Source organism: uncultured Tateyamaria sp. (genome assembly GCF_947504105.1).
Lineage (GTDB): Bacteria > Pseudomonadota > Alphaproteobacteria > Rhodobacterales > Rhodobacteraceae > Tateyamaria.
The window spans coordinates 56,505-71,643 of record NZ_CANNGP010000006.1; the positions used below are offsets into that span (position 1 = coordinate 56,505).

The 15,139-nt window shown below is 59.2% G+C and carries 12 protein-coding genes and 1 tRNA gene; 8 read left to right on the plus strand and 5 right to left on the minus strand.

Going from position 1 to position 15,139, the window contains the following annotated elements:
- The first annotated feature begins 125 nt into the window (after positions 1–125).
- From Q1A75_RS05850 to Q1A75_RS05860, 3 genes are read left to right on the plus strand one after another with little or no spacing between them, the layout of a single operon-like run.
- The gene (locus Q1A75_RS05850) at positions 126–578 is read left to right on the plus strand and encodes a hypothetical protein (protein WP_299550520.1); all 453 of its coding nucleotides are present in this window, start codon (positions 126–128) and stop codon (positions 576–578) included.
- On the plus strand, positions 575–1,138 hold the full coding sequence (locus Q1A75_RS05855) for a hypothetical protein (protein ID WP_299550518.1): 564 nt from the start codon (positions 575–577) through the stop codon (positions 1,136–1,138). The genes Q1A75_RS05850 and Q1A75_RS05855 overlap by 4 nt, the downstream gene beginning before the upstream one ends.
- A 1-nt stretch (position 1,139) precedes the next feature.
- A complete protein-coding gene (locus Q1A75_RS05860; RefSeq protein WP_299639196.1) occupies positions 1,140–1,703 on the plus strand; it encodes an SCO family protein in 564 nt (187 codons plus the stop codon).
- A 1-nt stretch (position 1,704) separates the two neighbouring features.
- Here the strand turns inward: Q1A75_RS05860 and Q1A75_RS05865 are convergent, their stop codons facing one another.
- On the minus strand, positions 1,705–2,466 hold the full coding sequence (locus tag Q1A75_RS05865) for an NAD kinase (RefSeq protein WP_299550514.1): 762 nt from the start codon (positions 2,464–2,466) through the stop codon (positions 1,705–1,707).
- 182 nt (positions 2,467–2,648) lie between these two features.
- Between Q1A75_RS05865 and glyA the strand changes: the two genes are divergently transcribed.
- A complete protein-coding gene (glyA, locus tag Q1A75_RS05870; RefSeq protein ID WP_299550512.1) occupies positions 2,649–3,944 on the plus strand; it encodes a serine hydroxymethyltransferase in 1,296 nt (431 codons plus the stop codon).
- Between the two features lie 33 nt (positions 3,945–3,977).
- Here glyA and Q1A75_RS05875 read toward each other — a convergent pair whose 3' ends face one another.
- Positions 3,978–4,982 (minus strand): NAD(P)H-binding protein, encoded by a 1,005-nt coding sequence (locus Q1A75_RS05875; protein ID WP_299550510.1) that lies wholly within the window; start codon positions 4,980–4,982, stop codon positions 3,978–3,980.
- Between the two features lie 46 nt (positions 4,983–5,028).
- Positions 5,029–5,403: a hypothetical protein gene (locus tag Q1A75_RS05880; RefSeq protein WP_299550508.1), complete on the minus strand. Its 375-nt coding sequence runs from the start codon at positions 5,401–5,403 to the stop codon at positions 5,029–5,031.
- A 76-nt stretch (positions 5,404–5,479) separates the two neighbouring features.
- On the opposite strand from Q1A75_RS05880, the gene Q1A75_RS05885 reads away from it, so the two are divergent.
- The 3 genes from Q1A75_RS05885 to carB all read left to right on the plus strand — a co-directional run bounded on the left by Q1A75_RS05885 (position 5,480) and on the right by carB (position 11,007).
- Complete coding sequence (locus Q1A75_RS05885; RefSeq protein ID WP_299550506.1) at positions 5,480–6,235, plus strand: alpha/beta fold hydrolase; 756 nt, start codon at positions 5,480–5,482, stop codon at positions 6,233–6,235.
- A 74-nt stretch (positions 6,236–6,309) separates the two neighbouring features.
- Positions 6,310–7,554, plus strand: coding sequence for a cyclopropane-fatty-acyl-phospholipid synthase family protein (locus Q1A75_RS05890; protein ID WP_299550504.1), 1,245 nt, complete (start codon positions 6,310–6,312; stop codon positions 7,552–7,554).
- Positions 7,555–7,674: 120 nt separating this feature from the next.
- The gene (carB, locus tag Q1A75_RS05895; protein ID WP_299550501.1) at positions 7,675–11,007 is read left to right on the plus strand and encodes a carbamoyl-phosphate synthase large subunit; all 3,333 of its coding nucleotides are present in this window, start codon (positions 7,675–7,677) and stop codon (positions 11,005–11,007) included.
- A gap of 4 nt (positions 11,008–11,011) precedes the next feature.
- Here carB and Q1A75_RS05900 read toward each other — a convergent pair whose 3' ends face one another.
- Entirely contained in the window at positions 11,012–11,791 is a 780-nt protein-coding gene (locus Q1A75_RS05900; RefSeq protein ID WP_299550499.1) for a hypothetical protein, read from the minus strand.
- A gap of 136 nt (positions 11,792–11,927) precedes the next feature.
- Between Q1A75_RS05900 and Q1A75_RS05905 the strand changes: the two genes are divergently transcribed.
- Positions 11,928–12,003: transfer RNA gene (locus Q1A75_RS05905), tRNA-Thr, on the plus strand.
- Between the two features lie 44 nt (positions 12,004–12,047).
- Here Q1A75_RS05905 and Q1A75_RS05910 read toward each other — a convergent pair.
- Positions 12,048–15,134: a hypothetical protein gene (locus tag Q1A75_RS05910; RefSeq protein WP_299550497.1), complete on the minus strand. Its 3,087-nt coding sequence runs from the start codon at positions 15,132–15,134 to the stop codon at positions 12,048–12,050.
- Positions 15,135–15,139: the final 5 nt, after the last annotated feature.

The window sequence follows — 15,139 nt, forward strand, 5'->3', positions numbered from 1 at the left end:
TTAGGATAACAGAGGCTTGGTCTACCGCCAAGCGATCACAAAACGGTTAAGGCAAAAAGCGTGATTTGACCGGGATAGCCACTAGTGTCAACCTGACGTTACAGTTGAATAGGAAAGGCCGTATCATGCGATCACTCATTCTGAGCGCGCTTGCTGCGATGGGCTTACCGTTGGCAGGACAGGCCGCGGAAGGCACGCGCATTCAAGTGACAGGAGAGATTATCGACACCTGGTGTTATTACTCAGGCGTCATGGGCAGTCCGGATGCGGTGGTTGGTTCAGCACACCACACCTGCGCGCTGTGGTGCAGCGCGGGGGGTATCCCCGTTGGGCTGCTGGCCGAAGATGGCACTGTCTACATGGTTCTCAAGGTCGGAGAGGATGATCAGACCGCCGGCGGTGACACAACGCTGAAGCTGGCGGCGCATACGGTCGAGGCCGACGGCATGCTCTATGAACGTGACGGCCTGAACTACCTTGTTGTGTCCGACGTGGTGTCCGACCTCGATATCACCAACCAGAACCACGACGATTACGGCAACGTACCCCCCTTTTCGATCCCGGATCCGAACAAATGAAGAAATTGATTGCCCTTCTGGCCATGATGGCCAGCCCGCTCGCCGCGCAGGATTTCTCGGAAGGATCCGAGGCGCGCAGTTGGAACCTGTATGCTGAGGTACCAGCCAAGTTCGAGGCAACGGTCGTTGACCTTCTGTGCACTTTCACAGGCGATTGCCCTGCCGACTGTGGTGCAGGCAAGCGCCAGCTCGGTCTGTTGCGCACCGCCGATGACACGCTGATCCTGCCAATGAAGAACAGCCAACCGGCCTTTACCGGCGCGGCGGTCGAATTGCAGCCCTTCTGCAACCAGACCATCACCGTCGACGGGCTGATGATTGATGACCCCGAGCTTGGGGCCAACAATGTCTACCTGGTGCAAACCATTGTGCCGCCGGGTGGTGACGACAAGATCAAGGCGAACAAGTGGACCAAGAACTGGGCCGCCGAGCATCCCGAAGCGAAAGGTAAGGGACCGTGGTTCCGGCGGGATCCGCGCATCAAATCCATCATCGCTGAAGAAGGATATCTTGGTTTGGGGGTTGATGTGGATGAGGCTTGGATTGCAGAGAATTTCTGAGATGATCCGCGCAGCACTAACCGCGCTTGCGCTTGTGGCGGGGATGCCTGCCGCAAGTCAAAGCCCTTTCCCGGTTGATATCGGCGGGCCCTATACCCTTCTGGATCAACACGGGCAGGTACGTACGCAAGCTGATCCCGAGGGCAAGCACCAGCTGTTGTTCTTTGGCTATGCCAATTGCCTGAACATCTGTTCTGCGGCCCTGCCCCTGATGGCGCAGGTGGTGGACGAATTGGCCGCTGACGGAATCGACGTAACCCCGGTGATGATCACGGTGGCCCCCGATCAGGATCAGGTCGACACAATGGGCGCACCGCTGGCTGAAATTCATCCGGATTTCATTGGGTTGACTGGCAAGGAGGATACACTTCAAGCGGCCTATGATGCCTTCAACGTCGAGGTTGAGGCTTTGTTTGAAGATCCTGAATACGGATGGATTTATTCGCACGGTAGTTTCGTGCACCTGCTTGATGGCGAGGGGGAATTGCTGACCCTGCTGCCGCCCATTCTGGATGTGACGCAGGCCACGAAGATCGCCAAGGGCTACATCACGCCGCAGGGTTAGGTCAGTTGAACTGTTCGGAAATGAGCCGCTCTTCCAGCCCGTGACCGGGGTCGAAGAGGATGCGATGTACGACGGACGGTTCGGACTGAATTTCGACTGCAGCAATATCGCGGAAAGAACGCGAGTCCGCCTCAGCCATCACCGGGCGTTTGTCGCCCTCGAGCACGTCAATTCTGACACGTGCAGTTTTTGGCAGCAACGCACCACGCCAGCGTCGCGGTCGGAATGCAGCAACTGCGGTCAGGGCCAGTACGTCTGACCCGATCGGCAGGACGGGCCCGTGCGCGGAGTAGTTATAGGCCGTTGACCCTGCAGGCGTGGAGACGAGCGCCCCATCGCAGACCAGCTCATCCATGCGCAGGCGACCATCGACTGTGATCCGCAACTTGGCCGCTTGTGGCCCTGCGCGCAGCAGCGACACCTCGTTGATGGCAAGTGCCTTGTGACTTTTCCCACCCGTGTCGAGAGCGGTCATGGACAGCGGGTTCAGCTCCGCTTCCTCTGCTGCTTTAAGGCGCGCTTCCAGGTCGGACTCGCCGTATTCGTTCATCAGAAAGCCAATGGTGCCCCGGTTCATCCCGTAAACTGGCACGTTCAAATGCTGCGAGGCATGCAGGGTCTGCAACATGAACCCATCCCCGCCCAGCGCGACAATCACATCCGCGCTTCCCGGGCCCACATCGCCATAACGCCCAATCAACGTCGCCCGCGCGGTCTGCGCGACGGCTGCGCGGCTGGCCGCAAAAGCGATCTTGAGAGGCATTCATGTTTCCTATGGCAAACGTATTGTGCCGAAAGAACCATATCTTTTCGCCCCTTACCAGCGCTGACCGCGCTTTGTCGCTGGTAGTGCGCAAATGGTCGGGATACATCCTTTGCTCAAAGGGCCGGTTTCCGATAGGAAACGGCAAATCAAATCGACTCAGTCCACGCAGGAGAGTTCCCATGAATGCGCCCCACCGCACAGATGGTTTTTTCACCCAGAGCCTTGCCGATCGTGATCCCGAGCTGTTTGGCTCGATCCGTGACGAGCTGGGCCGCCAGCGGAACGAGATCGAGCTGATCGCATCGGAAAACATCGTGTCCGCCGCAGTGCTCGAGGCACAGGGTTCGGTGATGACCAACAAATATGCCGAAGGCTATCCGGGCCGTCGGTATTATGGCGGGTGCCAATTTGTCGATGTGGCCGAGAACCTCGCCATTGAGCGGGCCAAGCAGCTGTTCGACTGCGGCTTTGCCAATGTGCAGCCAAATTCGGGTTCGCAAGCCAACCAGGGTGTATTTCAGGCACTCCTGCAACCAGGTGACACGATCCTTGGCATGAGCCTGGATGCCGGTGGTCACCTGACCCATGGTGCGCGCCCCAACCAGTCGGGCAAGTGGTTCAACGCCGTTCAATACGGTGTGCGTCGCGACACGCTGGACATCGATTATAACCAGATCGAAGCATTGGCTCTTGAGCACAAACCGCAGATGATCATCGCCGGTGGATCGGCCATCCCGCGCGTCATTGATTTTGCCCGCATCCGCGAGATTGCCAACAAGGTTGGTGCCTATGTGTTGGCTGATGTTGCGCACTTTGCCGGTTTGATCGCAGCAGGCGAGTACCCGTCGCCGTTCCCGCATGTGCATGTGGCGACGACCACCACGCACAAGACCCTACGCGGCCCGCGCGGTGGTATGATCCTGACAAATGATGAAACGCTGGCCAAGAAGTTCAATTCGGCCATCTTCCCCGGCATTCAGGGTGGCCCGCTGATGCACGTGATCGCCGCCAAGGCCGTTGCCTTTGGCGAGGCGCTGGACCCGTCCTTCAAGACCTACCAGCAGCAAGTGATCAAGAACGCACAAGCCTTGGCTGATCAGCTGCACAAGGGTGGATTGGACACCGTGACCCACGGCACCGATACGCATGTGATGCTGGTTGACCTGCGCCCCAAGGGTGTCAAAGGCAACGCGACCGAGAACGCTTTGGGCCGGGCACATATCACCTGCAACAAGAACGGCGTGCCCTTTGACGACGAAAAGCCGACAATCACATCGGGCATTCGCCTGGGGTCCCCTGCCGGGACAACCCGCGGTTTTGGCGAAGGCGAGTTCCGTCAGATCGGTGACTGGATCATCGAAGTGGTCGATGGGTTGGCTGCAAACGGCGAGGACGGCAACGACGCGGTCGAAGCCAAGGTGAAAGCCGAAGTGGCCGATCTGTGCGCCCGCTTCCCGCTTTATCCGAACCTGTAATTTCCGAAGCCCCCTGCACCACGCGGGGGGCTTTCAAAACACGCTGTGATCTCCACGTTCGACCGTGGCCTCGCCGTTGATGACGGCAGAATAGTAGTCAAACAGCGTATCCTGCCCCGTGGAAGGCGTCGCATCCCGGTCATAGCGGCCGGTGTCAGGGTCGATGGCCAGCATCGACTCCGTTGCGTAATAGAGGCCTATCCTTGCAAATTCGGCCTTTGCCGACAACGATGGTGCCACGCGGCTGGCAGCATTCAACATCCCTGCAATGCCACGCATCATGCCAACAGGGACATGCTTGAACTTTGCCGGGCACCCCAACAGAGAAAACAGATGCTCCCCCTGTGTGCGCGGTGTCAGTGCTGGCCCGGGTCCACCAATGGGCAGGATGCGGTTCTTGAGCGCAGGGTTTGACAGGCACGAGGCCAAATACTCCCCCAGATCTCGGTCACTGATCGGTGTGCACGCCGTCAACACCCCGTCCCCGAACAACAGATAGGGCTTGCCCTGCTGTACACGCGAGATCTGACCGGCGAGGGATTTGAAGTACGCCGTGGGGCGCACGATCGAATAGGTCAGACCAGACGCAACAAGTGCCTGTTCTGCAGCCAGTTTGGCGTGTTGAAAGGCAAGGCGCGGCTTCTGGACGCAGATCGCAGACAGCAGGACGAAGTGCTTTACCCCCGCGGCTTTGGCAACTTTGATGGCTTGAACTGTCGCTTGATGGTCGATGGCCCAGGCATCCTGAGGCGCACCGTTTCGCGACGCCAGGCATGAGACGAGAGCGTCGAATGGGCTGGCCGCAAGTACGGCGTTACGTAAAGACGCGGGGTCAGTAACATCGGCATGCATGATCGCAGCCCCGGTCAGATCGGTGCACGCATCTTTGGGATCAAAGCTTGGACGCACGACGCAGGTCACGTCATACCCTCTGCGCACCAAGGCCGCTGTGGTCGCGCGACCAATGGTGCCCGTTGCGCCCAAAACGAGTATCCGATCGGGCAGATGGGTCGATGTTTGATCACTTTTTGTCGTCACAGCACTCAAAGCGTTGCCACAGAGCGCCGCAAACATCCAGCGCGGACTAGATGTACCCGGCCCACCACATCCAGGTGATCACTACCGCAGCCACCAGCAGGATATTGAACGCGACGGCCCCCACAATACCAAGCCAAACACCTTTCCGGCGGTCCGCCCGGTCTATCCCCTGCAGAAACCTCACAATCCGCTCTTCTGCCGAGGACAGCGCCGTACCATCCACCTGCCGCATCAACTTTGGATGTCCGCCAACGGATTGAGCTGCAACGATCTTTTGCGCCTCTGCCCGCAAGCGCCGGGGCAGACGGCGCCCCGTGCGACGCAGCGCCGTCTCAAGCGATTTACCGCGGACACCGAAAGCTGCGGCCAGCGCATCTTGTACGCGTTTGGCACGGGCCTGAATGCTGTCTTGCGTTTCCATGCCGTTTTCTATCGCTGTGTTCCTGCGTGCTCAATCCCTCTGGTGACGCGCGTCCAATACGACTAAGCCTGTGCGCATGCTCAGCTATTCCGAACACGGCGACACCAGCGATATTCCTGTTTTGATTGCGCACGGTCTGTATGGATCGGGCCGAAACTGGGGCGTGATTGCGAAACGACTGTCGGACACGCGACGTGTCATCACGGTCGATATGCGTAACCATGGGAACAGTTTCTGGTCCGATGCCCATGGCTATGCGGATCTGGCGGCCGATCTGGCGGAGGTGATCGATACCTTGGGCGGACCAATGGATGTTGTCGGCCACTCCATGGGCGGCAAGGCCGCCATGATGCTGGCTCTAACGCGTCCCGATGCTGTACGCAGGCTTGTGGTCGGCGATATTGCGCCGGTGGGGTATGGGCACAGCCAGATGCAATACATCGACGCGATGCGCGCCGTTGATCTGACGAATGTTGCACGGCGATCAGAAGCAAATGATCAACTTGCGGCTCAGGGGGTGGAGCCGGCTTTGTGCAGTTTTCTGACTCAATCGCTGGACGTGGCACAGAAAAGGTGGCGCCTGAACCTGGATGCATTGGCTGCAAACATGCCTGCAATTCTTGATTTTCCTACAATGACCGCGTCGTTCGATGGACCCACTCTCTTCCTTTCGGGTGGGTCAAGCGACTACGTCACCCGCGATTACCGCCCAATCATCCGCACCCTGTTTCCAAGTGCACGATTTGTGAAAATCCCAAATGCCGGACATTGGCTTCATGCGGATGACCCACGAGCATTTGAAGGGACCGTGCGCGCATATCTTGATGCTTAGGCGCTCTTGTTACTTGACGTAACCCTAGCCGCCGCCGCAATTTTAGCGTCGGAGAGTTTGATAGGGGTGCGATCATGTGGGGCAAGCTGCTTGACCGTTTTCTGACAGGCATGATGGTCGAGGACCGTCTCAGCCTGACTTATCCTGATGGAACAACACAGGACTATGGGCCGGATACGGGGGCGTCGGCTCATCTTGAGATTACCGATACCGCCACCGTGCGCGCGCTGATCCTGAACCCGGATCTTGGCTTGGGCGAAGGGTACATGGACGGCAAGATAGTACCGAGAAATTGTACGTTGGATGATGTTCTGACCGTCATCGTACGCAATCGGTTCAAAGGCACCATTCCGCCCTGGATGCTTCTGGCCAACCGTGCTCGGTTTCACATGCGTCGTTTCATCCAGAACAATACGCCCAACGCGTCGCGCAAGAACGTCGCCCACCACTATGACATCTCGGACGACCTCTACCGGCTCTTTCTGGACAAGGATATGCAGTACTCCTGCGCCTATTTCCGCGATGACACCATGACACTCGAGCAGGCGCAGATTGCCAAGAAAGCGCATATCGCAGGCAAGCTGTGTCTGGAGCCGGGAATGCACATACTGGACATCGGCTGTGGCTGGGGTGGCATGGCGCTGACATTGGCACGGGACTATGGATGCCGGGTCACCGGCATAACGCTCAGCGAGAACCAGTTGGCGACGGCCCAGCGGCGTGCGGATGCAGCGGGGTTGTCAAACCAGATCGAATTCCGTTTGCAGGACTACCGGCATACATCGGGAACCTTTGACCGGATTGTGTCCGTTGGGATGCTTGAGCACGTAGGCGTGCCGAACTTCGACACGTATTTCGGTCGGGTGGCAGGGCTGTTGGACCCGGATGGGGTGGCCTTGATCCATACTATTGGCCGCTCAGCCCCGCCGATTGCGCATTCATCTTGGATCAACAAGTACATCTTTCCGGGCGGCTACGTTCCATCGTTGTCCGAGTTGGCCCCCGCAATGGAACGGTCTGGCCTGTGGCAAACCGATATCGAAGTCTGGCGTCTGCACTATGCCAAGACCATCCGGCATTGGCGCGATCGCTTCGACGCCCATCTGGACGAGGTCAGAAGTACATATGATGAACGCTTTGTCCGCATGTTCCGTTACTATCTGACGGTTTGCATATTGGCCTTTGAACATCAGATGCAAGGCGTCTACCACTTGCAGTTGGCGCACAAACGCGACGCGGTGCCGTTGACGCGGGACTATCTGTATGAGGCCGCAACACCTGTATCGGACGGCGGCAGCCCGGAAAGAGTCTCTGCCTGACTGCAGATTCCGCGATCTGCATGCTTTGCCCCTCTTGCACCTTCTTGCGCCATCCCTATAACGCAGGACAATTTGCTCGCGCCCTGACGGCGCGGACTGAATCACATCCGGGGGGCCAAGATGCCAAAGCGTACCGACATCAAGTCGATCATGATTATCGGCGCGGGTCCCATTGTGATTGGCCAAGCCTGCGAGTTTGACTACTCGGGCGCGCAGGCCTGCAAGGCGCTGCGGGAAGAAGGGTACCGGGTCGTGCTGGTCAACTCGAACCCCGCCACCATCATGACTGATCCCGGATTGGCCGATGCGACCTATATCGAACCGATTACCCCAGAGGTCGTCGCCAAGATCATCGAGAAAGAGCGTCCCGACGCGCTGCTGCCGACGATGGGCGGCCAGACCGGTTTGAACACATCGCTGGCGCTTGAAGAGATGGGTGTACTTGAGAAATACGGCGTCGAAATGATTGGCGCCAAGCGCGACGCCATCGAGATGGCCGAAGACCGCAAATTGTTCCGCGAGGCGATGGACCGGCTGGGAATCGAGAACCCGCGCGCAACCATCGTGACGGCCCCCAAGGACGAGAATGGCAACAAGGACCTTGCTGCCGGTGTTGCCATTGCACTTGAGACACTGGAAGACATTGGTCTGCCTGCCATCATCCGCCCAGCCTTCACCCTTGGCGGCACGGGCGGCGGCGTCGCCTACAACCGCGACGACTATATGGCGATCTGTCACTCTGGCATGGACGCGTCGCCCGTAGGCCAGATCCTTGTGGACGAAAGCCTGCTGGGGTGGAAGGAATACGAGATGGAGGTGGTGCGCGACACCGCCGACAACGCCATTATCGTTTGTTCGATCGAAAACGTGGACCCCATGGGCGTGCACACAGGCGACAGCATCACCGTCGCCCCTGCCCTGACGCTGACGGACAAAGAATACCAGATCATGCGCAACCACTCGATCGCCGTACTGCGCGAAATCGGGGTGGAAACCGGCGGATCCAACGTGCAGTGGGCGATCAACCCGGATGACGGACGCATGGTGGTGATCGAGATGAACCCGCGTGTGTCGCGGTCGTCCGCACTGGCATCCAAGGCGACAGGCTTCCCTATTGCCAAGATCGCAACCAAGCTGGCAGTCGGCTACACGCTGGACGAGCTGGACAATGACATCACCAAGGTCACACCGGCCTCGTTCGAACCGACCATCGACTATGTCGTTACAAAGATCCCAAAATTCGCGTTCGAAAAATTCCCAGGCTCCGAGGCATCCCTGACCACGGCCATGAAATCCGTGGGCGAAGTGATGGCCATCGGCCGCACGTTTCATGAAAGCCTGCAAAAGGCGATGGCATCCATGGAATCGGGCCTGACCGGGCTTGACGACATCAACATCCCCGGCGCACCCGACAAGGCAGCTGTGGTCAAGGCCATCTCGGCCCAAACCCCGGACCGACTGCGCCTGATCGCTCAAGCCATGCGGCACGGTCTAAGCGATGATGACATCTTTGGCGCAACCAAGTTTGATCCGTGGTTCCTGGCTCGCATCCGCGAGATCGTCAATACTGAAGAACACGTGCGCAATGACGGCCTGCCTGCCACCGAGGAAGGCCTGCGTGCGCTCAAGATGATGGGCTTTACTGACGCCAGGCTTGGTCAGTTGACCGGCAGCGACGAGGATCAGGTGAGGCGCGCGCGCGAAAACCTTGGGGTTCGCGCCGTGTTCAAACGGATCGATACCTGCGCTGCCGAATTCGAAGCCCAGACACCCTATATGTACTCGACCTACGAAACGCCTGTTTTCGGCGAAGTCGAATGCGAAGCCCGGCCGTCTGACCGCAAGAAGGTTGTCATTCTTGGGGGCGGACCGAACCGCATCGGCCAAGGAATCGAGTTTGACTATTGCTGCTGTCATGCCTGTTTTGCTCTGACAGCGGCGGGGTACGAAACGATCATGATCAACTGCAACCCCGAGACGGTCAGCACCGACTACGACACGTCGGATCGCCTATATTTCGAACCGCTGACTTTCGAACATGTGATGGAGATCCTGCGTGTTGAGCAAGACAACGGCCTACTGCACGGGGTGATCGTGCAGTTCGGCGGACAGACCCCGCTGAAGCTGGCAAATGCGCTGGAAGAGGCGGGAATTCCAATCCTTGGCACAACACCCGATGCCATCGACTTGGCCGAAGACCGCGAGCGGTTTCAGGCGCTGGTGAACGATCTGGGGCTCAAGCAACCCAAGAACGGCATTGCTCATTCTGACGCGGAAGCAATTGAAATTGCAGGTGATATCGGGTTCCCGCTAGTGATCCGCCCGTCGTACGTCTTGGGCGGTCGCGCGATGGAGATTGTGCGCGATCAGGCGAACCTTGAGCGTTACATCTCGGAAGCTGTTGTGGTGTCGGGCGACAGCCCCGTTCTGTTGGACAGTTACTTGGCTGGTGCGGTCGAACTGGATGTCGACGCACTGTGCGACGGTACCGACGTGCATGTCGCAGGCATCATGCAGCACATCGAGGAAGCAGGCGTGCATTCGGGCGACAGCGCGTGTTCCTTGCCCCCATACTCGCTGAGCCCGGACCTGATTTCCGAGATTGAGGCGCAGACCCATGCGCTGGCGAAAGCACTGAATGTCGTGGGGCTGATGAATGTCCAATTCGCCATTCAGGGCGACGATATTTTCCTGATCGAGGTAAACCCCCGCGCGTCACGGACCGTGCCCTTCGTTGCCAAGTCCACCGACAGTGCCATTGCGTCCATCGCGGCGCGCATTATGGCGGGTGAACCGCTGTCGAACTTCCCGCAGCGTCCCGCATATGACGCCGACGCCAGCTACGACAGTGTGCTACCATTGGCTGACCCGATGACCTTGGCCGATCCAAACATGCCATGGTTCTCGGTCAAGGAAGCCGTCTTGCCCTTTGCCCGCTTCCCGGGTGTGGACACCATCCTTGGCCCAGAAATGCGCTCGACCGGTGAGGTGATGGGCTGGGACCGCACCTTTGCCCGGGCGTTCCTCAAGGCACAGATGGGTGCTGGTATGGTTCTGCCGAATGCGGGATGCACGTTCATCTCGATCAAGGACATGGACAAGACGCCCCAAATGCTTGAGGCGGCTCAGATCCTGCGCAAACTGGGCTTCAGCGCCGTTGCGACACGTGGGACAGCCAGCTGGCTTGAAGCAAATGGTGTGCCTTGCGGGACTGTGAACAAGGTCTACGAAGGGCGGCCCGACGTCACCGACATGATGAAGGACAACGGCATCCAATTGGTCTTCAACACAACTGAAGGCGCGCAGGCGGTCGAGGACAGCAAGTCGATCCGCTCGATCGCATTGTATGACAAGATTCCATATTTTACGACCGCAGCGGGTGCCTATGCAGCCGCGTTGGCCATCCAGGAACAAGCCCAAGGAGATGTAGGCGTCAAAGCCTTGCAGGCCTGACCCCCTACAAAGCAAGGAACCGGTCAGAAATCTGATCGAGGTTTTCCAAGATCGCATCCCCGAGGACCGAGGCCAGTTGCACATCGCGCGGGTCTATCATGTCGCCCGAAGCGGCGGCCGATAGAATGGCTTCCAAGGTATTCCACTTGCTGGCGACCTTGCCCAAAATAACCTTGATATGAATATTGGGTGCAGCGACCAAGCCGGTCACTGCATTGCCAACGATCAAGGCATCCAATGACGCTTTGAAATAGGAAATACGCTCAATCATCGCACGCTCTGCACCCGTCGGTGCAAGCTCCGTAAGAAAGAGACACAGATCGCGCTGAAATGCCTGCGAAACGACACGCAGTTCATGCAACACTGCGTATGAAGCACGATATTTGTGCGGCACCTGCGACAGAGCCTGATACCGCATCTGGCTGTAGTGGAACGCAAGCGTCGGGTTGGTCTTCAACAACAAGGTGACGGGAACGGTGTGCCGATCCCCCGCAACGATCTGTTGCGCCGACTTGGTGAGCGTCGCCACCTCTTGCGAAAGGTGAGCATTTGCCTGCGATTGCATGGAAACACTGGCAGACAACAGGGAGAGTTCCTTGACCGATGCGGCCACATCCTCGGCATGTACGGGCGTTTGCGCCCCGACAAAAAGCAGACACACGGATTTGGTTATGCGATGTACCAATACCGCCTGGTCGGCCAACCCACGGACGGTTGCTGGTTCGCCAGCCGTCGCATGCATAGCGACACCCAATGCAAGGATTGTTTTCAGAAGCAGTTTCATCAAGACACTCACATCGTATCCAAACCGTATCATTGAGACATCTAGATGATCGAGCTTAAGGTGGGCTTAACTGCAACAGGGAGTGCTCACGTCCCCTTGCCCGGACCCGCACATTCAGTATAACGCGCTCCATCAAGCCGCTGTAGCTCAGCTGGTAGAGCACGTCATTCGTAATGATGGGGTCGGGGGTTCGAGTCCCTTCAGCGGCACCAGGCACTTCAAAAAGCGTCCGGCAATCACGCGTTCACTGTTTTATTCAGCTCAGTAGTGCCGCAAGGAAGAGCGTCAGATTTGCACCATCACTGCCATCCGGATCTGCGACATCCGCAGTCTGAGGAATGACAGTCGCATCACTTGGACCATCCCAATTCGGTTCCAATCGCCCCAGACCGCCCTGTTCGACAAGGTCGCGCACAAGCGAAAAGGCGGCCGCCGGGCGCTGGAGGCGGATAAAGTCGGACGTTGGCAAACCCATACCGTCGCGCTGGGCAATTCCCATGCGCGCTGCCATGGACAAGACACGCTGCGTACGCACCTTTGCACTGTAGCCTTGGGCAATGGCCTGATCGACAGAGGCAACGGCAGCACTTCCATCAAAGCTGATCCCCCGACGCCGCATATGTGTGGCCCCCGTCAGCGAATACACGTCGTCCACCACAACCGCCGTTCCAGGCAAGCTGGCCGCTCGTCCCGGAAATGCATTCGGATGAAAGGCCGCAACGCGGTCCGGTGCGATGCCGGTCAATGCCTGGAGCGCTTCTGTCCGCAACTGGATTGACGCCCGCACATAGGGGGCTGGTTCGAAATCAGTTTCGCGCGGCGTACACACCACCACCTTCAGTCGTGGCTGCGCGGCCAGCCGATCGGCCAGTAGTTGTATCAGGTCGATCGCAACCGCATCCGAATTACCCCCCGCGTGCACCGTGCGAGCCAGCCCTGCGGTTTCGATGTAAACCAGTTCTTCAGCCTGATGGAACGCCCGGGCGAGTGACCACAGCGCGTCACGCGCACCATGCACTGAAAGCTCGTACTCGCGGCGCAATTCGTTCAACAGACGGTTGCCATTGGTGACGTTCAATGTTGGTGCGGGCAGGCCAAGAGCGCTCGCAATGTCATTGATGACGGTCTGCAGGTCAATCGGTGTGTCTGAATCGAGCGGATTGCCCGGCGGCAGTAGCGAGAGCTCGGGCGTTTCCGCGACAGCTGCGATGGACTGTAGAAGTACGCCAGACGAGGTCGCGTCCGCAGGCGGATCCCCTGCCCGTTCCGGTAGGTCCATGTTGTCCCCGCCCGACATTGCAAGCCATCCGGGCGCTTGCGCGGGCGGCGGGCCACCCGGAAGAGGAATGAAGGGCTGTACTCTGCGCACGGCGTGACGGGCCAGATCGTAGGCAAGTGACCCCTCCACACGAACACCGGACGAATGCGTATCTGGACCGGGCGGGTTACCGGGATTTCCCTGACCGTGACTTGCTGACAGGGCGTCGCGCGACCACGAGGTTCCGCTCAGCACCCCGCTCCAATCCAGCCCCTCGCTGATTGCGGCCGAACCGATGCCGCTGACCACGACCGCTTCCAGCCGCCCCATGGTCGGGAGGCGCGGCCCGGTGCGTGGCACTGTTTCGGACGCAAGCGCGCGCGCTGCATCCACAGGTGTTCCGGCAGCGCCGTCATCCGGACCATCATCAGTGCCGAACAGCGGAACAGGAGCGATGGATTTCACAGTGTCCGGTACCGCCGCCATTCGATCGGGCGCAGGCACAAAAAGGTCCACTGGCACAGTGGCAGGACCGGTAGCAATGGACAGGGTGCGCGCGGCAAACAGCCTGCGGTTCTGAGTTCGGGGTGCAACGACCATGTCAAAGACCAGCGTAGCGGGATCGGGCTTGGGGTCACCAGGTTCGAGGCCCAACGGGTTGTGCACTAATATCTGTGTAGGTTGGGCCGCAACTGCGATCGCGGCCCCCCCATCTCCACGCTTGAACGAAGGGGTTTCGCCGATCGCGGGGATTGAGATGAAACGCTGATTGTAAAGTCGCACAGCGCTCCCGTCCGGGACAGCATCAGCTGCAAGCACGACCACCACATCTTCACCTGCTGTCCAAGTCGCCGTGGCACCAGCAAGAGGCGCTGGGTTTGCTCCGAATACGCCTGCACCTGCGCCAGTCGGGAAAGCAGGCCATCGGGCGGGGGCACCGGGTGCAGGTGGGACCGGCACACCGTCATCAAGCTCTGGTGCCGCCGCAAAAACCAGAGGGTTCCCCGCCGCACCGTCCATGCGTGTCAGCACCGCGTTGGACAGGGCCATCAGGTCAGGACCATCAGCCGCGTAATCAACAACAACCTCCGTCCGCACTTGCGGCTTCAGATCATCCGGCATGTCGCCGTCGTCGGCAGGGACCCCAGCCACGGCACTTGTGGTGCGGTTTCCCCGAAGGTGCCAATCAAGATCCACGGCAAAGGCCCGCAGAAACTGACGGGGCAACGCAATACCACCCGGAAGGCCCGGCTGTGCAAGTGGTCCCTGCGTCATTGTTCCGCCCGTGGCCCACCCCACCCGAATGCGGCCATCGGCATCGTCACCCGTCGCCGCAAGCACCTCGCTCGCCGCGAGTGTTACCATCCCGGACCCGTCAAGGTTGCCGGTGGGCGTGTCAGAGCCATCTTGCTTCTCAACGCCGACCCCCCCAAGGGCGGCGACAAACGGGTTCCCGTGCAAGTCCACAACCTGCACAATGACGCCCGAGGCAAGCCCGGCAATGGTGGCAACGCCACCTGCTCCACCCGTTCCGCCACCGTCCGAAAAATCGAGGGCCGGGAAGGCTGTAATGAGGTCATCAAACAAGGCGGCCACCGACACGGGATCAATGATCAAACCGCGATGGTCATGAAAACTCATTGGCTCTGAACGACCAAGGTTTTCGCCGGGTTCGTATGTCTGTGGCGACCGATCCGGCACAGGTACGGCCCCGGCAAACACCAGTGTTTCAGGCACGGGGCGATGATGCGGTGCAGGTGCAACCGCGTATCGCGCCATCAGGCTGGACAGTCGGGCAACAGCCTGCGGGTGGAGACGAAACGCGGCGACTGGGCCGGCGATGCCTGCCCCACTTACATCGCGAAACTCGTGACCTTGATCAAGATACTCCAACGTGCCACGAAATGGCGCCAAGGCATTGCCTGACGGTGTCAGCTGAAGGGTGGCGGCGTTGAACGTAGGGTCTGCGGCACCCCAAGCATTCGACAGGTGCGGCATCGTCAAACCAAGCGCATCCAGACCATTGTCTTGCAGAGCTTGTGCAGCAGCTTGCGGGGTTAGAGTGAAGACGTTCAACTGTGTCATGGCGG

Coding starts and splice junctions, on each gene's coding strand:
- Q1A75_RS05850 (WP_299550520.1), top strand. CDS start 126: ATGCGATCACTCATTCTGAGCGCGCTTGCTGCGATGGGCTTACCGTTG.
- Q1A75_RS05855 (WP_299550518.1), top strand. CDS start 575: ATGAAGAAATTGATTGCCCTTCTGGCCATGATGGCCAGCCCGCTCGCC.
- Q1A75_RS05860 (WP_299639196.1), top strand. CDS start 1,140: ATGATCCGCGCAGCACTAACCGCGCTTGCGCTTGTGGCGGGGATGCCT.
- Q1A75_RS05865 (WP_299550514.1), bottom strand. CDS start 2,466: ATGCCTCTCAAGATCGCTTTTGCGGCCAGCCGCGCAGCCGTCGCGCAG.
- glyA (WP_299550512.1), top strand. CDS start 2,649: ATGAATGCGCCCCACCGCACAGATGGTTTTTTCACCCAGAGCCTTGCC.
- Q1A75_RS05880 (WP_299550508.1), bottom strand. CDS start 5,403: ATGGAAACGCAAGACAGCATTCAGGCCCGTGCCAAACGCGTACAAGAT.
- Q1A75_RS05885 (WP_299550506.1), top strand. CDS start 5,480: ATGCTCAGCTATTCCGAACACGGCGACACCAGCGATATTCCTGTTTTG.
- Q1A75_RS05890 (WP_299550504.1), top strand. CDS start 6,310: ATGTGGGGCAAGCTGCTTGACCGTTTTCTGACAGGCATGATGGTCGAG.
- carB (WP_299550501.1), top strand. CDS start 7,675: ATGCCAAAGCGTACCGACATCAAGTCGATCATGATTATCGGCGCGGGT.
- Q1A75_RS05900 (WP_299550499.1), bottom strand. CDS start 11,791: ATGAAACTGCTTCTGAAAACAATCCTTGCATTGGGTGTCGCTATGCAT.
- Q1A75_RS05910 (WP_299550497.1), bottom strand. CDS start 15,134: ATGACACAGTTGAACGTCTTCACTCTAACCCCGCAAGCTGCTGCACAA.